This is a genomic window from Leifsonia sp. NPDC058194, assembly GCF_042883605.1.
Lineage (GTDB): Bacteria > Actinomycetota > Actinomycetes > Actinomycetales > Microbacteriaceae > Leifsonia.
This window is the reverse complement of record NZ_JBHVVL010000002.1, coordinates 269,862-287,808: the sequence shown is the minus strand read 5'-3', so window position 1 is coordinate 287,808 and position 17,947 is coordinate 269,862. Positions and strand designations below refer to the sequence as shown.

The window sequence follows — 17,947 nt, the reverse complement described above, 5'->3', positions numbered from 1 at the left end:
GGTTATGCGCGGCCGGGCTCGTCTGTCAGTCTTTTCAGCCTGCGGCGAGCCGCGAGCTCCGCCTGCGGAGACGGCCCGAGCAGCGCGCCGGCTCCGCGGAGCACCGCCGCCGTCGCGCGATCGATCGGCACGAGCCGGTCCGATCCGCGCGGACGGAAGCCGAGCATCTCGCGATGTCGTGGTTCGAGCGTCGACACCGCGGCGCGGAAGAGCACCCGGTACGACGGCCGCAGCATCCGGCGCAGCGGCGGCCGGCGGATGAACCGCACGATCTCGTCGACCTCGGGACCGCCGCGCAGGTCGCCCGCGTCGGTCGCCGCCGCGATCCTCGCGCGCAACTCGGCGGCCGCGGCGGGCGCGTCGTCGACGCCCATCAGCCGTGCGGCCCGGGTCCATTCGCCGACATAGCCGTCGGCGCCTCCCGGGATCGGGCCGCCCCACCGCTCGTGCGCCGTCAGGAAGGCGTCCGTGAACGCGAGGTGGACCCAGGACGCCAGCTCCGGGTCGTTCGCGGCGTAGGGACGCGTGGCGCCGTGCCCGTCGACGAAGGTCCCCGCGACCCGCCTGTGCAGCGCCCGCACCATCTCCGACCCCGCTACCGCTTGCGCCGTGCTGCCGTACGTGACGGTGTGGATCCAGCGGATCGTGCCGGCCAGACGGCCGAGCGGATCCTCCCGGTACCGGGAGAACTCGCGCACCCCCGCCAAGGCGCCCGGGTGCAGGGCCTGCAGCAGCAGCGCCCGGATGCCCGCGACCAGCGTCGGCATCCCGCCGTGCACGACCCACGCGGCGCTCCCCGGACCGAAGTATCCCGCGTCGTCGCCCTGCTCGAGGTCGAGGATCCATTGCGGGACGACGTCCGAGCGGCCTGCGAGCGTTTCGATCAGGCGCGAGCGGACGGGCTGGAGCAGTCCGGTCATCCGGCGGGGATCTCCAGCCCGAGACCGTCGATGACCTGGGCCTGCGGCAGAGCGGCGAGCAGACGCCCCGGGACGAGGATCTTCGAGCGGCGCACGCCGGAGCCGACGATCACCACCTCCGCCCCCTCGACCCGAGCGTCGACCAGCACCGGCCAGTCGGCGGGGAGCCCGATCGGGGTGATCCCGCCGTACTCCATCCCGGTCAGCTCCACGGCCCTGTCCATCGGCAGGAACGACGCCTTGCGCACGTCCAGGAGCCGCTTGACCGTGTTGTTGACGTCGGCGCGCGTGGTCGAGAGCACGACGCACGCGGCGATGCGCTCCACCCCTTCGCGCTTGCCGCCGACGACGACGCAGTTCGCGAGCGTCGCGGCGTCCAGCCCGAACTCCTCCCGCGTCGCCGCGGTGTCCGAGACGTCGGGGTCGATCTCGACCACGCCCACCTCGTCCAGCCAGCCCAGGGCCGTCAGCGCATCGAGCGCGGCGGGTGCGAGCAGATCGCTGCGGGAGGCGGCGGGGACCGAGGTCAACCCGCCCAGTGTGAAGACGCCCATGCCCCTACTCTGCCGCGGGTTGCTGAGAGTGTCCACGCGAGACTCCGGAGAATGCGACGCGCCGTGCGAGCGGATGCTCGCACGGCGCGTGGCGTCGGCTCGACCGGTGTCGTTACTGAGCGGCGCGCTCCAGAACGAGCTCCCGCACGCGTGCGGCGTCGGCCTGGCCCTTCATCGCCTTCATGACCGCGCCGATGACGGCGCCCGCGGCCTGCACCTTGCCGTCGCGGATCTTCGCGAGCACATCCGGCTGAGCCGCCAGGGCTTCGTCGATGGCTGCGATCAGCGCGCCGTCGTCCGAGACGACGGCGAGACCGCGTGCGTCGACGACCTCCTGCGGGCGGCCCTCGCCGGCGACGACGCCCTCGAGCACCTGACGGGCCAGCCGGTCGGTCAGGGTGCCCGATTCGACCAGGGCGGCCAGTTCGGCGACGTGCACCGGGCTCACCAGGGTGCCGGCGGGCACGTTGGACGCGTTCGCCAGACGGGCGATCTCGCCGGTCCACCACTTGCGTGCGGCGGTGGGGTTCGCGCCGGCGGCGACGGTGGCCTCGACCTCGTCGAGCAGGTCGGCGTTCTCGACGTCCTGGAACTCCAGCGCGGTGACGCCCCATTCGGCCAGCAGACGCTTGCGGCGCACGGACGGCTGCTCGGGGAGGGTGCCCCGGAGCTCCTCGACCCACTCGCGGCTCGGGGCGACGGGCACCAGGTCGGGCTCGGGGAAGTACCGGTAGTCGTCGGCGTCGCTCTTCGGGCGGCCGGCGCTCGTGGTGCCGGTGTCCTCGTGCCAGTGCCGGGTCTCCTGGATGATCGTGCCGCCGGCGTCCAGGATGGCGGCCTGCCGCTGGATCTCGTAGCGCACGGCGCGTTCCACCGACCGCAGCGAGTTGACGTTCTTCGTCTCGGTGCGGGTACCCAGGGTCCCCGAGCCGCGGCGGCGGAGGGAGACGTTGGCGTCGCACCGCACGTTGCCCTCCTCCATGCGCGCGTTCGAGACGCCGAGCGCCTTCACGATGTCGCGGATCGCGCGCACGTAGGTGCGGCCGATCTCCGGCGCGTCGGCCTCGGCGCCCTCGATCATGCGCGTGACGATCTCGACGAGCGGGACGCCGCCGCGGTTGTAGTCCACGAGCGAGTAGTCGGCGCCCTGGATGCGGCCGGCGGCGCCGCCGACGTGCGTCAGCTTGCCGGCGTCCTCCTCCATGTGCGCGCGCTCGATGAGCACCGTCACCTCGCGGCCGGACTCCAGCTCGATCGTGACCGAGCCGTCGTGGGCGATCGGCTCGTCGTACTGCGAGGTCTGGAAGTTCTTCGCGGTGTCCGGGTAGAAGTAGTTCTTGCGCGCGAAGCGGCTCGACTCGGCGATGCCGCAGCCCAGGGCGAGGCCCAGGCGGATGCTCGACTCGATCGCCTTCTCGTTCACCTGCGGCAGCCCGCCGGGCAGACCCAGGCAGGTCGGGCAGGTGTTCGTGTTGGCGCCCGAGCCGAACTCGTTGGCGCAGCCGCAGAACATCTTCGTCTTGGTGTTGAGCTCGACGTGCACCTCGAAGCCGAGCACCGGCTCGAACAGCTCGAGGGCCTTGTCGAAGTCCATCAGATCCGCACCGGCCATCAGACGGCTCCTTCTTCGCTCGCGAACATCTCGGTGGCGGCCAGGTCCGGAGCCTGGCTCAGCAGGGTGCGACCCCACTTCTCCTCCAGCAGCCGCTCGAGCGCGGCGCCGATGGTGTAGAGCCGGGCGTCGGCGCGGGCCGGAGCCATCAGCTGCATGCCGACGGGGAGGCCGTCCTCCGGCGCGAGGCCGATCGGCAGGCCCATCCCGGGCACGCCCGCGAGGTTCGCCGGGATGGTGGTGATGTCGTTGAGGTACATCGCCATCGGGTCCGCGAGCTTCTCGCCGAGCTTGAAGGCGGTGGTTGGCGCGCTCGGGCTGACGAGCACGTCCACCCGCTCGAACGCGGACGCGAAGTCGCGCTGGATGAGCGTGCGGACCTTCTGCGCGCTGCCGTAGTAGGCGTCGTAGTAGCCCGCGCTCAGCGCGTAGGTGCCGAGGATGATGCGGCGCTTGACCTCGGGGCCGAAACCGGCGTCGCGGGTCGCGGACATCACGCGCTCGACGGTCACGGGGCCGTCCTCGGGGTCGACCCGGAGGCCGAACCGCACCGAGTCGAAACGGGCCAGGTTGCTCGACGCCTCGGCGGGGAGGATCAGGTAGTAGGCGGCGACGGCGTACTCGAAGCTCGGTGCACTCACCTCGACGACCTCGGCGCCTGCACCTTCGAGCAGGGCGACGGCCTCGTCGAAGCGCTGCTTGACGCCGGCCTGGAAGCCCTCGCCCGCGATCTCCTTGATCACGCCGACGCGGACCCCGCGCAACGCCCCCTCGGCCAGGCCGGCGCGTGCGGCGTCGGCCATCGACGGCCAGGTGTCGGTGAGCGAGGTGGAGTCGAGCGGGTCGTGCCCGGCGATCACATCGTGCAGCAGACCGGCGTCGAGGACGGTCCGCGAGACGGGACCGACCTGGTCGAGCGAGCTGGCCAGCGCGATCGCACCGTAGCGGCTCACACCGCCGTAGGTCGGCTTGACGCCGACCGAGCCGGTAACGGCCGCGGGCTGGCGGATCGAGCCGCCGGTGTCGGAGCCCAGCGCGAACGGCGCCTCGAAGGCGGCCACCGCAGCGGCCGAACCGCCGCCGGAGCCGCCCGGGATGCGCTCGAGGTCCCACGGGTTGCGGGTGGGGCCGTATGCGGAGTGCTCGGTGGAGGAGCCCATCGCGAACTCGTCCATGTTGGTCTTGCCGAGCGGCACCAGGTCGGCCTCGCGCAGCCTGCGCACGACGGTCGCGTCGTAGGGCGGCAGCCAGCCCTCGAGGATCTTCGATCCGGAGGTCGACGGCATGTCGTTGGTGGCGAGCACGTCCTTGATCGCGACGGGAACGCCCGCGAGCGGGCCGAGGGCGTCGCCCGCGGCGCGGCGGCCGTCGATCTCGGCGGCGGTACGGAGCGCCTTCTCGCCCGCGACGTGCAGGTAGGCGTGCACGTCGGTGTCGACGGCCTCGATGCGCTCGAGGTGGGCGCGGGTCGCCTCGACGGACGACACCTCCCCCGCCGTGAGCAGGTCGGCCAGGGCGGCGGCGGTGAGCCGGGTCAGATCCGTCATGGTCACTCCTCGTCCAGGATGGCGGCGACCTTGAAGCGGTCGCCGTCGCGTGCGGGGGCGCCCGAGAGCGCCTGGTCGACCGTCAGCGACGGTGCGATCTCGTCGCGCCGGAAGACGTTCGTCAGCGGCAGCGGGTGGCTGGTGGCCGGGACGTCGGGTCCGGCGACCTGCTGCACCTTCGCGACCGACTCCACGATCTGGCCGAGCTCGCTCGTGAGGCTCTCGATCTCTTCGGGGCTGAGGTCGATCCTGGCGAGACTCGCCAGGTGCGCGACCTGTTCTGCGCTGATTTCGGACATACGTCTCCGTCGGTGCTGGTGTGTTGAGGTGCCGCGGGTGCGCCCGGCGGCCTGGAACGATTCTATTGCTCGCCGAAGAGCCCGAGGCCGAGACGGTGCACCGCGTCGTACGCCTCCTGGTACGTCACCGGGATCGCATCCCCCGCCCGCCCGTAGCGCGCGGTGAGGAGCCCGACCAGACCGACGCCGGGCGGGCTCAGCGGGCGGTCCTGATCGCCGGGTGCGGGAGCGTCGGCCTCAGGGTTCGCAGGAAGGTACTGCGGATGGGTGTCCGGCCAGGTGCCGGGCTGTCGCGGCGCGGTCAGGTTGATCGCGTCGCGGAGGGTGCGCGCTCCGCGATCGCGCTCGGTCAGGTTGTCGAGCCCGTACTTCTCGCAGAGGGTGGCGATCACGGCGGCGTGGTGCATCTCCTCATGCAGGATCGACCCGCGCTCGGTGTACGCCGAGATGGCGATCGCGGGGACGCGCAGGCCGAGCCGGTCGAACAGGAAGCCATTCTCGCCCGGACCGCTCTGGTCGGGCGGCGTCGCAGGACCGGGCGGCACGTGATCGTACGTCCCGCCGTGCTCGTCGAACGTGACGAGCAGCATCGTGTTCAGCGCGTTGGAGCCCTGCGCGCTGCGGGACGACCGGATCGCCGAGTAGACATTGTGCAGCAGCAGGTCGCCGGCGCGCACATCGGAGATCGCGCCGCCGACGACGACCTCGCCTGCGACGTCCGCCTCCGTCTCGGGGCCGCCCGGCGGATGCATGTCGTTGTGGTCGTACAGCAGGCGCGGCTCGACGAAGGCGTAGTCGGGGAGCGTGCCCTCCTCGACGTCCTTGTAGAAGTGCGACATCGTCCGGAAGTTGGTGCGCCAGTACGGCTCGAGCGCGGGCGCGTGGATGAAACCGGTCAGCGAGATCAGCTGGCGGTCGTCGTAGTACACGCGCCAGGTGCGCCCGGCCTCTTCGAGCCGGTTGAAGATCGTGGGGGCGTCGTTCGCCGGGTCGAACCACTTGCGCAGCCCGCCGTCTCCCCCGTTGTCGACGTAGCCGTGCGAGGTGGAGGCATGGAAGAACGAGCGGTTGCAGAACGTCTGGGACGGCACAGCGCAGTGCCAGTCGTCGTAGACCGCGAACTGGCGGGCGAGCGTCGAGAACACCGGGAGCATGTCCGGGGTGAACGCGCCCATGATGCGGCGGTAGTCGTCGAGTCCCGGCTCCTGGCCGGTGTCCTTGCGCAGCACGCCGATGTAGTCGCGCACGAAGCCGTCCATCGTCGGCTTCTGGCCGGGCCGAGGCGCGTTGAAGGGCGGCAGCATGTCCTTCACCAGCGCGTCGGCGTTCGACGGCGGGTCGACGATGTCGAAGAGCTGGGTGTTGACGTGGGGATAGACCTCACCCGGATCCGGCGAGGGCTGCCGCATCACGAAGTCCGTCGTGCCCTCGTAGGCGTGCACCGGGATGTCCGCGCCGCCGTTCGGGTCGGGATTGCTGTACTCGCCGAACGCCAGCCCGTCGAAACGCTTGCCCTTCGGCAGGTTCTTCTCGTCGTAGAGCCAGCCGAGGAGGTTGTCGAACGACCGGTTCTCGTACATGAGCACGACCAGGTGGTCGAAGCCCGGCCGCGACCGCGGCGGCAACGGCGGGTACTCCTCGCCGGGCTCGGCGCGCGGCGCCTCGCCCGGAACCGGCCGGGAGGCGTAGGCGGCCCCTGCGGCCGCTCCCCCGGCGCCGCCGGTGACGGCGCCCGCCGCCACGAGGCCGGCGCCCTTCAAGAACGAGCGACGCGACGAACCGCGGCTCTCGTTCTGCTGCTCGACGTCCTGTTGCCCGGCGTCCTGCTGCGCGTCGTCCGATCCCATCCCGTCCATTATGCGTCGGCGCGGACCGGTCACAGAACGAGGCGCCCCTGGGCGATCCCGATCATCGCGAGGTTGCGCATGCACTCCGTGCCCGAGGTGAAGTACTCGTTGTGGCCGGTGGATCCCGCGAGCGTGCGGTGGGTGAGGGGGTCGACGGCGCCGCTCACACCCATCTTCTTGGCCCCGTACGACGGCGAGCCCGGGTCGCTGCCGAAGAAGGCGCTGTCCACGATCGGGTCCATGGGAGCCTCGCCGACCCACACGTTCCCGCCGCGCACCGAGAGGTCTTTCACCGACTGCGCGTCGCTGCCGGGCGACCCCATCAGGGCCAGGGCGTCGACCTCCACGGTGCCGCGTTCCAGCGCGAGGAGCGCGGCCGTCGAGCCGTACGAGTGCGCGAAGACGCTCAGGTACGGCGGGTCGTCGGCGCGCAGGCTCTTGATGCCCTCCAGTGTGCGTTCGAGGCTGTCGGCGCCCTGCTGCGCGAGCGCGAGGCCGCCGATGTTGGTCAGCACCGGCGTCTGGTAGCCGATCCACGCCACCACGGCGACTCCGGGAGGGCTTGCTCCGCTGCGCGGGCCGAGGATGCGCCCCAGGAAGCCGGTCTCCTGGTCGTGGAGGTCCTGGGCGACCTCCGCCCACGCCTCGATCTGCTCTCCCACGGACATGTACATACCGGGGACGAGCACGCTCACGTACTTCGCGGTGCTCAGGTCGCCGACGACGATGGCGGCCTTGGCGTCGGCGGAGGTGTCGAGGGAGACGAGGGTGCGGGTGACGCCGTCCTTCTTCGACAGCGCCGACTTCACGTTGCCGAGGGTCGTCAGCTGCCGCTGGATGGCGAGGCGCTCGGTCTTCCCCCGCTCGGTCTTCAGGTCGGCCTTCGCAGTCGCGATGGTCCGCTTCAGGTCGAGGGCGTTCGCCTTGCCCCGCACGCTGTACGGCACGCCTTCGAGGTTGCCGATCAGGTGCGGCGCCTCCTTCAGCAGCACGGACTGCTGCGTGCCGTCGAGGATGGACCAGACGCGGCTGACGTCGCTCGCCGCGGGCGGGTCGGAGATGAGCTTGTCGATCTCGGCGCGGTGCCCGGTGAGGTAGGCGGGCAGGGCCGAGGCGCTGATGCCGGCGAGGCGCCCGAGAGCGGACGACGCCGCCGCACTCGCCGTGCCCGTCGTCGAATCGGAGGTCACCCCGGCGACGGCGACCGTCGGGGAAGCGGAGACGGCGACGACATCCGCAGGCATGACGAAGGCCCCGGTCAGTCCCGAGACTGCCGAGGTAACAATGGAAACAGCTGCAAAGCCGACCAGCACTCCGTCCGGGTCCCTCCGAGAGCGAGCGAGCTAAGCCCTTGCAGTGCGCACCGGGTGAGCGCACCCCTGAAGACTACCGGGGAAAACATGGACGTCGGCAGGGCGTTCTACCCCCGATTCAGGGGGAGACTTCGGATCCTGTCCGCGCTTTGGCTGACCGTTTCAGGCGTTGTCGAGCGCCTCCGGACCCTGTTCGACGAGAATCCGGAACTGAGCGGCGTCGAGGACCCGGAGGCCGAGCTCCTCCGCCTTGGCCAGTTTCGACCCCGCGCCGGGTCCGGCGGCGACGAAATCGGTCTTCTTCGAGACGCTCGATGCGGCCTTGCCGCCCGCCGCGATGATCGCCTCCTGCGCACCCTCCCGGGTATACCCCTCCAGAGAGCCGGTGGCGACGACGGTCAGCCCGGCGAGCACCCCGCCGGCCTCCGCGGCGGCGCCCGGACCCGGATGCCCGGGCGTCGCGAACTGCACTCCCGCACGGGTCCATCGGTCGACGATGTCGATGTGCCAGTCGACGCCGAACCAGTCGATCACGGCGTCCGCGATGATGCCGCCGACGCCGTCCACCTCGGCCAGCTCCTCGCGCGTCGCCGCGCGGATCGCATCGAGGGAGCCGAAGTAGTCGGCCAGCGCACGCGCCGCCACGGGGCCGACGTGCCGGATGTTGAGCGAGACCAGGATGCGCCAGAGCGGTTTCGTCTTCGCCTTCTCGAGCTCTGCGAGCAGTTTGGTCGCGGCCTCCGACGGCAGCACGACCTGGTGGTCCTTGCGGATGCCGAGCCGGCGTCGCTCGGCCGGGTCGAGGTCCTCGGTGCCGGGCGGATAGGTCTTCGCGCCGAGCCGCTGGAACGGCAGCCGCCGGATCGGTTCCCCGGTGACCTCGTCGAGCTTGATCTCCCCGGTCTCGGAGTCGCGCACGAGCACCTCCACCGGGACGAGCTCGTCGATGTCGAGATCGAACAGCCGGGCTTCGGTCACGAGCGGCGGCGTGGCCGGGACGACCGGCTGCGTGAGCGCCGCCGCGGTGACCTCGCCGAGTGCCTCGATGTCCAGGCCGCCGCGGGATCCGATGTGCTCGACCCGGCCGCGCACCTGCGCGGGGCAGGACTGCGCGTTCGGGCAGCGGAGGTCGATGTCGCCCTCCTTCATCGGGCGCAACGGGGTGCCGCACTCCGGGCAGACCTCGGGCATGTGCCACTCGACCTGGGTGCCGTCGCGCTGCTGCTCCACGGCGCCCAGGATCTCGGGGATCACATCGCCGGCCTTCCGCAGCACGACGGTGTCGCCGATCATCACGCCCTTGGCGCGGACCACCTGCTGGTTGTGCAGCGTGGCCTGGCGGACGGTCGACCCGGCGACCTTCACCGGCTCCATCACGGCGTACGGGGTCGCACGACCGGTGCGCCCCACGCCCACGACGATGTCGAGGAGCTTCGTGTGGACCTCCTCGGGCGGGTACTTGTACGCGATCGCCCAGCGCGGGGCCCGGCTCGTCGCCCCGAGCTCGACGTGCAGGTCGAGCTCGTCGACCTTGACGACGATCCCATCGATCTCGTGCTCGACGTCGTGCCGGTGCTCGCCGCGGTCGGCGATGTAGCCGGCCACGTCGTCGACGGAGTCGAACACGCGCGAGTGCGGGGAGACCGGCAGGCCCCAGCCCGCGAGGAGCCCGTAGATCTCGGACTGGGCGACCACCTCCGGGTGCTGCCAGGCGCCGATCCCGTGGAGGTAGAGCGACAGCCTCCCGAGACGTTCGCGCATGAGCTCCAGCTCGAAGGCGTTCTTGTTCTCGCGGCGCTGACGGAGGCTGCCGGCCGCGGTGTTGCGGGCGTTCGCGAACTCGGGGTACCGGGTCTTGATGCGGTCCTCGGGGCGGCCCTTGGCGCGCTCCTCCGTCTCGAAGGCCGCCTGCAGCGCGCGCTGCCGGTCGTTGAGCGCCTCGAAGTCGGCCGTCTTCAGGAAGACCTCGCCGCGCACCTCGAAGAACGCCGGGTAACCGCTCCCGGACAGGCGGCGCGGGATCGTCGGGATCCAGTCGACGTTCTCCGTGATGTCCTCGCCGACCCGGCCGTCTCCGCGGGTCGTCGCCGTCTCGAGCTCGCCGTCGCGGTACGCCAGGCTGATCGCGAGCCCGTCGATCTTGAGCTCGGTGAGCCAGCGGACCGGCCGCCCGGCCGCCGCGGCCGTCTTGGCGGCCCACTCGCGGAACTCCTCGATCGAGAAGACGTTGTCGAGGCTGAGCATCCGCTCGGCGTGCTCGTGCTCCGGGAACCCGACCGACGCCACCACCGCGCCGACCTGCTGCGTCGGGCTGTCCTGCCCCGCCAGCTCGGGGAACGCGCGCTCGATCGCCTCCAGCCGGTGGAAGTCGGCGTCGTACTCGGCGTCGGAGAGGGCCGAGTCGCCGTCGCCGTAGTACGCGACCCGCGCGCCCTCGATGCGCTCGGCGAGGCGCTCGGCCTCGGCTCGTGCCGCATCGAAATCGAGGTCGAGGTCGCCGAACTCGGCCGGGGTGTCACTCGTCTCAGAGATCTCGCTCACGGACCAAGTCTAGGGAGCGCCGCCGACACCGCTCCCCGGGCGCTCCGGGCCCGTGCGGCGCGGGCTCAGGCCGGGACGGCCGAGACGGTGCGGTCGATGGTGGTCTGGCCGAGCACGCGCGTGCCCACGTAGACCACGGCCGTCTGGCCGGGCGCGACCCCGTCGAGCGGAGTGTGCGGGCGCACGACGAGCTCGCCGTCCGCGACCCAGGCGACGGCCGGGACCGGGTCGGAGTGCGCGCGGATCTGCACGTCGCACTCGAACGGCGTCGCCGGATCCTCCGGAGCGAGACCGGCCCAGGTGAAGCGCGAGCCGCCGATCTCGGCGATGTCGAGCGCCTCCTTCGGGCCGACCACGACGGTGTTGTCCTTGGGACGCACCTCGAGCACGAAGCGGGGGCGCCCGTCCGCCGAGGGGTAGCCGATGTTGAGGCCCTTCCGCTGCCCGACGGTGAACGCGAGCGCGCCTTCGTGGCTGCCGATGCGGTTTCCCTCGCGGTCCAGGATGTCGCCGGTCTCCGCGCCGACCCGCTCGGCGAGCCAGCCGCGCGTGTCGCCGTCGGGGATGAAGCAGATGTCGTGGGAGTCGGGCTTGTTGGCCACGCTCAGCCCGCGCGCTTCCGCCTCCGCCCGCACCTCCGCCTTCGAGGGCGTGGCGCCGAGCGGGAACATCGCGTGCGCGAGCTGCTCGGCGGTGAGCACGCCGAGCACGTAGGACTGGTCCTTTGCCCACGCGCTGGCGCGATGCAGCTCGCGGTTGCCGTGCTCGTCGGTCAGGATGGCGGCGTAGTGACCGGTGCACACGGCGTCGAAGCCGAGGTCGAGGGCCTTCTCGAGCAGGGCGGCGAACTTGATCCGCTCGTTGCAGCGCATGCACGGGTTGGGGGTCCGGCCGGCGGCGTACTCGGCGATGAAGTCGTCGACGACGTCGAGCTTGAAGCGCTCGGAGAAGTCCCACACGTAGTACGGGATGCCGATGATGTTCGCCGCGCGCTGGGCGTCCATCGAGTCCTCGATCGTGCAGCAGCCGCGGCTGCCGGTGCGCAGCGTGCCGGGCATCCGGCTCAGGGCCAGGTGCACCCCGACCACGTCGTGTCCGGCCTCGACGGCGCGCGCAGCAGCCACCGCGGAGTCGACACCCCCGCTCATCGCCGCCAGAACCTTCACCCCGGGATTCTACGCCGCCGCGGCTGGGGGTCGGCCCGGTGGCCGCTCAGGCGAGACGGGAGGCGCGCTCCGCGTGGCCGGCGCGCCCCGCCTGCGCGTAGGCGCCGGGGAGGGCGGCGATCAGCGCGTCGACATCCGCCTGGGTGGACGTCCGGCCCAGGGTGAACCGCAGGGCGCTGCGGGCGTCGAGCTCGCTGCGGCCCATCGCGAGCAGTACCTGCGACGGCTCCGGGATGCCGGCCGTGCAGGCGGATCCGGTCGACACCGAGAGGCCGGCCATGTCGAGCAGGAAGAGCAGCGAGTCCCCCTGCGCGCCCGGGAAGACGAAGTGCGCGTTCGACGCGACGCGGTCCCCCGATGCGGTTCCGGGTCCGCTGAGCAGGGCCTCCGGGACGGCGGCACGCACCCCGTCGACGAGCCGGTCGCGCAGCGACGACAACCGCGCCGCCTCCGACGCGCGCTCGGTCTCGGCGGCGCGCGCGGCGACGGCGAAGGCGACCGCCGCGGCGACGTCCTGCGTGCCGCTGCGCACCTGGCGCTGCTGCCCTCCGCCGTGGATCAGCGGCACGACGGTGGAGGTGCGGGCGAGCACCAGAGCGCCGATGCCGGCCGGTCCACCGATCTTGTGGGCGGAGACGCTGAGGGCGTCCGCGCCCGAGGCCGCGAAGTCGATGGGCAGGTGGCCGTAGGCCGAGACGGCGTCGACGTGCACCGGCACCCCGACCTCCCGGGCCCGGTCCGTCAGCTCCCGCACCGGCTGGATGGTCCCGACCTCGTTGTTGACGGCCAGGAACGTGAGCAGCGCGGTCTCGTCGGGCGCCTCGATCGGCGACGGGACGATGCGCCCCTCGGCGTCGAGGGCGAGCCACTGGGGCCGCGCGCCCTCCGCCCGCTCGAGCCAGTCGACCGTGTCCGTCGTGGCGTGGTGCTCGCCGCCCGGAACGAGGATCCTCGGCCGGACGGCTGCGGCGTTGCGTGCCCAGTAGAGACCCTTCACCGCGAGGTTGATCGACTCGGTTCCGCCCGACGTGAAGACGACCTCGATCGGGTCGCAGCCGAGCGTGGCGGCCACGGTCTCGCGGGCCTCCTCGAGCATCCGCTTGGCCTGCTGGCCCTGGCTGTGGATGCTCGACGGGTTGCCGACGACGCCCATCGCGTCGACGTAGGCGGCGATGGCCTCGGGGCGCATGGGGGTCGTCGCGGCGTGGTCGAGATAGACCGGCACCGGTGCCCTCCTCGGTTCGCGGGTGCGGCGGCAGCGGATGCCCGCGCGCCACTCACTACTCTAGATCGCATGACCTCCGCCGATCCTCTCCGCAATCTGGGCGTCCGCGTCGGGCCGAACGGCGGCGAGCTGCGGGTGTTCTCGGCGCACGCCGACGCGATGGAGCTGTGCCTCTTCGACGAGCGCGACCCCAACTGGCTCGTGAAGACCCGGCCGATGACCCGTGATGCGAACGGCGTCTGGTCGGTGCGCTCGCGCTCGCTGACCGTGGGCAGCCGGTACGCGATCCGCGTCTCCGGGCCCACGTCGCCGCAGAACACCTTCAATCCCGAGACGCTGCTGCTCGATCCATACGCCCGCGGCATCGTCCGGGCCGGCTCCGACCATTGGCGCGGTGTCGTCATCGAGGACGGCTTCGACTGGGGCGAGGCGCGAAAGCCCGCCACCCCGCTCGATCGCACGGTCGTCTACGAGGCGCACGTGCGCGGCTTCAGCAAGGTCAACCCGGCCGTCCCGGAGGACCTGCGCGGCACGTACGCCGGGCTCGCGCACGAGTCGTCCATCGGCTACCTGCGCGACCTCGGGGTGACCGCCGTCGAGCTGCTGCCCGTCCAGACCTTCGTCTCGGAGCAGCGCCTCATCCAGCAGGGTCTGACCAACTACTGGGGCTACAACACCCTGAACTTCTTCACCCCGCACGCGCAGTACGCGTCGCGCGCCGCGCAGGCGGCGGGTCCCGAGGCGGTCATCGCCGAGTTCAAGGGCATGGTGAAGCTGCTGCACCTCGCCGGCATCGAGGTCATCCTCGACGTGGTCTACAACCACACGGCCGAGGAGGGAATCGGGGGGCCGCGCACCAGCTTCCGCGGCATCGACAACGCCACGTACTACCGGCAGGACGACCAGGGCGTCTACATCGACGTCACGGGATGCGGCAACACGGTCGACTTCGGGCGGCCCGTCCCGCAGCGCCTCGTGCTCGACTCCCTGCGGTACTGGGCGAACGAGATGCAGATCGACGGCTTCCGGTTCGATCTGGCGGCGACCCTCGGGCGCGGCGCCGACGCCGCGTACTCCCCCGACCATCCGCTCCTGCACGCCGCCCTCGACGATCCGGGGCTGCAGGACGTGAAGATGATCGCCGAGCCGTGGGATGTCGGCCTCGGCGGCTGGCAGACCGGCAACTTCCCGGACGGCTGGTCGGAGTGGAACGACCGCTACCGCGACCGCGTGCGCAACTTCTGGCTCGCCGACATCGCCGAGGCGCGCCGCCACGGCCAGGCGCCGGTCGGCATCGGCGGCTTCGCCACACGCCTCGCCGGATCGTCGAACACGTTCTCGCCCGAGCGCGGCCCGCTCGCGTCGGTCAACTTCGTCACGGCGCACGACGGCTTCACGATGGCCGACCTCACGGCGTACGACGTCAAGCACAACCTCGGCAACGGCGAGGACAACCGCGACGGGACGGACAACAACCGCTCGTTCAACCACGGCGTCGAGGGCCCGACGGTGGATGAGAGCGTGCTGCTCGACCGGCACAAGGCCATGCGCAACCTGATGGGGACGCTGCTGCTCTCGGCCGGTGTGCCGATGATCACCGCGGGCGACGAGTACGGCCGCACGCAGCGCGGCAACAACAACGCGTACTGCCACGACAGCGAGCTCACCTGGCTGAGCTGGCTGCGCTCCCGCGAGGAGCGCGAGTTCGTGGAGACGACGAAGCGCCTGCTGGAGCTGCGCCGCACCAACCCGGCGCTGCGCCCCAGCCGGTACGCCGTCTACGGCGAGACGACGCCCAACGCCAGCCACATGGACTGGTTCGACGCCTCCGGCACCGGGATGGACGACGAGGACTGGAACTCCCCCGAGAACCGCACGCTCCAGTACCTCGTCGCCTCGACCCCCGACACGGAGGAGTTCAACCGGGTGCTCCTGATCGTGCACGGAGTGGAGGACGACGTGGAGGTGTCGCTGCCCGTCGCTCCCGGCGTGGAGTCGTACCAGCTGCTCTGGGACAGCGCGACCGAGGTGCCGATCCCGGAGGACCCGGCCCTCCTGCTCCCCGGTGCGACGCGACTGGTCGGCGGCGCCTCCATGCAGCTCTTCCGCGCCAACGGCCCCCGCGTCTCCGGGCCCGCTGACTGATGGCGAAGCAGAAGGCCTCGGCGGGCACACCGGCCACCGTCGCGCTGACGGCGGCCGGTCTGCCCTTCGCACTGCACCCGTACGACCACGATCCCGCCGCCGCCTCCTACGGGCTCGAGGCCGCTGAGGCGCTCGGCGTGGAGGCGGAGCGCGTGTTCAAGACGCTGCTCGCCGACACCGAGATCGGGCTGGTGGTGGGCGTCGTGCCGGTGACCGGCCTCCTCGACCTGAAGGCCCTCGCCTCGGCGGTCGGTGCCAAGCGCGCCACGATGGCGGACCCGGCCGTGGCGGAGCGCCGCACGGGGTACGTCGTGGGCGGCATCAGCCCGATCGGGCAGAAGACCCGGCACACGACGGTCGTGGACGAGACCGCCCAGCTGTTCGACACGGTCTTCGTCTCCGGTGGCAAGCGCGGTCTCGACATCGAGCTCGCCCCCGACGCCCTCGTGCAGGCAACCGGGGGCACGTTCGCCGCGATCGCGAAGGAGACCGCATGACGGTCGGCCCCTCGTCTCCGGAGGCCGTCCCCGCCGACGTCGAGGTGGTCCGCCTCGTGCGCGCGGCCTGATCAGACCCGCTGAAGCAGTGAGCCGAGCCGGATCGCGGTGTCGGCGACGAGCGAGACGAGGCCGTCGCGGTCGGCGAGCCGCGAGGCGGGAACGGCCAGCGCGAGACCGGCGATGAGGCGGTCGTCGTCGCCCCGGACCGGGACCGCCAGGCACCCGAAGCCGGGCGTGAGCTCCCCCTCCTGCGTGGCGTACTGGGTCGGCGACGGGACGGTGCGCGCCGCCTGCTCCGCCAGCAGCAGCCGGCCGAGGGCCGAGACGCTGAGATCGCTGCCGATGCGCTTCGGATCGGAGAGCGGGAAGTCGGGGTCGACATCGACCGGCACGACGCGGCCGTCGCGGTACACCGCGAGATGCACCCCGCCGCGGATGTGCGTGCGCAGGTCGGTGACCGCTTGGCGCGCCGTCGCCGCGGCATCCTGCGCCTGGGCGACGTCGGCGAGCTCGGCGACTTTACGTCCGAGCGCGAACCCGCGCAGATCGGGCATGCGCACCAGGTACTCGTCCTGCACCAGGAGGTTGAGGAGCCGGTAGGCCGTGGCCCGCGGGAGTCCCAGACGGACCGAGATCTGCTGGGCGGTGATCCCCGGACCGGAGCGCGCCACCTCCTCCAGCACCGTGAGCGCACTGTGGACCGCGCCGGGCTGGCGACCGCTCAGCTCCGGGATGGCGTTCATGGCGACCCGCCGAGCACGTCCCCCGTCGTCGGCTCGTCGTACAGGCCGATCCTGCCGAGTGCCTCCGACCGCCGGCGCCGGCACACCAGGTACAGGATCACGGCGACGACGGCGACGACGGCCAGCAGCAGCACGGCGAGCGCGCGCGTCCCGGAGACCTCCAGCCAGAGGTCGAGGCCGAGCGCGGCGACCAGGCCGAGCGCGGCGACGGTGGCGGCGACGGCCGGCCCGATCGTCAGCTCGCCGATCCGGCGCAGGAAGAACGGCGTCGCGACGCACACCAGCGCATAGGCGGTCATGTAGCCGGCGGCCGCGCAGACGACGATGACGCCCATCGCCTGCCAGGCGCCCATCCCGCACACGACCAGGACGGCGGGCACGAGCACTTCGGCGCCGAGGCCGACGGCGAGCGCGATGTGCGGCGTCCGGAACCGCCGGTGCGTGCGGCCGAGGGCGCGCGGTGCGATGCCTTCGCGGCCGAGCGAGAAGAGCACGCGGGCGAGTGCGGTGGTGGAGGCGAGCGCGCAGGCCAGGAAGGAGCACGCGAGGGCGCCGTCGAGGAGGAGGCCGATCCATTCGACTCCGGCGCGTGCGGCGAGGTCGTTCACGGGGCTGTCGCTGGCCGCGAGGTCTCCGCCGAGGGCGTCGAAGCCCGCGAGCTGCGTGTACGCGGAGAGCAGGTAGAGGACTCCGGCGGCGATCACCGTCCAGCGGATGGTGCGTGGGATCGTCGCGAACGGCCGTCGCGACTCCGCTCCGAGGGTGGCCGCGCTCTCGAAGCCCACGAAGGCGGTGATCGCCACGGTGGTCCCCGCCGCGAGCTGCGGGAGGCCGACGTCGTGCGGCAGGGCGACGCTCCAGAAGGAGGTGCTGGGCACGCGGACGAGCAGGACGGCGATGAGCACGAGGATGGCGCCGATCGACAGCAGCTCGATGACCAGTGTGACCCGGGTGGAGAGCCGGATGCCCCGCCAGAGCACCAGCAGGCAGAGCGCGCCGAAGCCGGCGAGCAGCACCAGCACCAGCGGGCGCGAGCCGGCCAGGCCCGGGGATGCGTGGGACAGCAGCGTGAGCGTGTAGTACGCCGCTCCGAGGAGGGCGAACATCGCGACGAAGCCGTACCCGACGAGCATGGCGGCGCTCGTGGCGAACCCCGCGCGCACCCCGAGGCCGCGCGCGGCGAACGTGTACAGGGAGCCGGTGGCGGCCATCCGCCGGGTGAACTGGTTGACCGCGGAGGCGACGAGGGTCATCAGGACGGCCGCGAGGAGGAAGGCCAGCAGCGTCCCCGACCCGGCGCGCGCGGCGACCAGCACGGGGCAGGTCGCCGCGGCGGCCGAGGGGGCGACGGCCCCGACCGATTGGGCCAGCACGTCGAGGAATCCGAGGCTGCGGCGATCGAGGCCGGCCAGCGGCGAGCGCACGGGGAGGCCGTCGACCGGCCGCGGATCGGCGATCGCCCGGCTCAGGGCCGTCACGGGTGGCTGTGCTGTCACGGAGTGCTCCTCGCTCGCGAGGCTACGTCCCATGTGTTG

The 17,947-nt window shown here is 72.0% G+C and carries 14 protein-coding genes; 2 read left to right on the top strand and 12 right to left on the bottom strand.

Translation table 11 applies throughout. The features are described from left to right. Positions 1-2 precede the first annotated feature (2 nt). From ACFVU2_RS08115 to ACFVU2_RS08070, 10 genes are all read right to left on the bottom strand, one after another. Positions 3-920, bottom strand: a complete 918-nt coding sequence (locus tag ACFVU2_RS08115) for an oxygenase MpaB family protein (RefSeq protein ID WP_387872827.1) — start codon at positions 918-920, stop codon at positions 3-5. Further along, on the bottom strand, positions 917-1,474 hold the full coding sequence (locus ACFVU2_RS08110) for a YbaK/EbsC family protein (protein ID WP_387872826.1): 558 nt from the start codon (positions 1,472-1,474) through the stop codon (positions 917-919). The genes ACFVU2_RS08115 and ACFVU2_RS08110 overlap by 4 nt, the downstream gene beginning before the upstream one ends. Positions 1,475-1,586: 112 nt before the next feature. Further along, positions 1,587-3,086 (bottom strand): Asp-tRNA(Asn)/Glu-tRNA(Gln) amidotransferase subunit GatB, encoded by a 1,500-nt coding sequence (gene gatB, locus ACFVU2_RS08105; RefSeq protein WP_387872824.1) that lies wholly within the window; start codon positions 3,084-3,086, stop codon positions 1,587-1,589. Next, positions 3,086-4,633 carry an Asp-tRNA(Asn)/Glu-tRNA(Gln) amidotransferase subunit GatA gene (gatA, locus tag ACFVU2_RS08100; RefSeq protein WP_387872822.1) on the bottom strand — a complete coding sequence of 516 codons (1,548 nt, stop codon included), beginning with the start codon at positions 4,631-4,633 and terminating at the stop codon, positions 3,086-3,088. Before gatA ends, gatB begins: the two co-directional genes overlap by 1 nt. A 2-nt stretch (positions 4,634-4,635) precedes the next feature. After that, complete coding sequence (gene gatC, locus ACFVU2_RS08095; RefSeq protein WP_387872821.1) at positions 4,636-4,932, bottom strand: Asp-tRNA(Asn)/Glu-tRNA(Gln) amidotransferase subunit GatC; 297 nt, start codon at positions 4,930-4,932, stop codon at positions 4,636-4,638. A gap of 62 nt (positions 4,933-4,994) precedes the next feature. Beyond that, on the bottom strand, positions 4,995-6,779 hold the full coding sequence (locus ACFVU2_RS08090) for an alkaline phosphatase family protein (RefSeq protein ID WP_387872819.1): 1,785 nt from the start codon (positions 6,777-6,779) through the stop codon (positions 4,995-4,997). Positions 6,780-6,808: 29 nt separating this feature from the next. After that, positions 6,809-8,023, bottom strand: coding sequence for an alpha/beta hydrolase (locus ACFVU2_RS08085; RefSeq protein ID WP_387872817.1), 1,215 nt, complete (start codon positions 8,021-8,023; stop codon positions 6,809-6,811). Between the two features lie 231 nt (positions 8,024-8,254). Further along, on the bottom strand, positions 8,255-10,633 hold the full coding sequence (gene ligA / locus ACFVU2_RS08080) for an NAD-dependent DNA ligase LigA (RefSeq protein WP_387872815.1): 2,379 nt from the start codon (positions 10,631-10,633) through the stop codon (positions 8,255-8,257). Between the two features lie 65 nt (positions 10,634-10,698). Continuing rightward, positions 10,699-11,799 carry a tRNA 2-thiouridine(34) synthase MnmA gene (gene mnmA, locus ACFVU2_RS08075; RefSeq protein ID WP_387872813.1) on the bottom strand — a complete coding sequence of 367 codons (1,101 nt, stop codon included), beginning with the start codon at positions 11,797-11,799 and terminating at the stop codon, positions 10,699-10,701. A gap of 46 nt (positions 11,800-11,845) precedes the next feature. Further along, positions 11,846-13,024 carry a cysteine desulfurase family protein gene (locus ACFVU2_RS08070; protein ID WP_387872811.1) on the bottom strand — a complete coding sequence of 393 codons (1,179 nt, stop codon included), beginning with the start codon at positions 13,022-13,024 and terminating at the stop codon, positions 11,846-11,848. Between the two features lie 69 nt (positions 13,025-13,093). Here ACFVU2_RS08070 and glgX point away from each other — a divergent pair, with 69 nt between their 5' ends. Then, complete coding sequence (gene glgX / locus ACFVU2_RS08065) at positions 13,094-15,169, top strand: glycogen debranching protein GlgX (RefSeq protein ID WP_387872809.1); 2,076 nt, start codon at positions 13,094-13,096, stop codon at positions 15,167-15,169. Then, positions 15,169-15,666 (top strand): Cys-tRNA(Pro) deacylase, encoded by a 498-nt coding sequence (ybaK, locus tag ACFVU2_RS08060; protein ID WP_387872808.1) that lies wholly within the window; start codon positions 15,169-15,171, stop codon positions 15,664-15,666. The genes glgX and ybaK overlap by 1 nt, the downstream gene beginning before the upstream one ends. A 71-nt stretch (positions 15,667-15,737) precedes the next feature. Here the strand turns inward: ybaK and ACFVU2_RS08055 are convergent, their stop codons facing one another. Next, positions 15,738-16,412, bottom strand: a complete 675-nt coding sequence (locus ACFVU2_RS08055) for an IclR family transcriptional regulator (protein WP_387872806.1) — start codon at positions 16,410-16,412, stop codon at positions 15,738-15,740. Next, complete coding sequence (locus ACFVU2_RS08050) at positions 16,409-17,908, bottom strand: APC family permease (RefSeq protein WP_387872804.1); 1,500 nt, start codon at positions 17,906-17,908, stop codon at positions 16,409-16,411. The genes ACFVU2_RS08055 and ACFVU2_RS08050 overlap by 4 nt, the downstream gene beginning before the upstream one ends. Positions 17,909-17,947 lie beyond the last annotated feature (39 nt).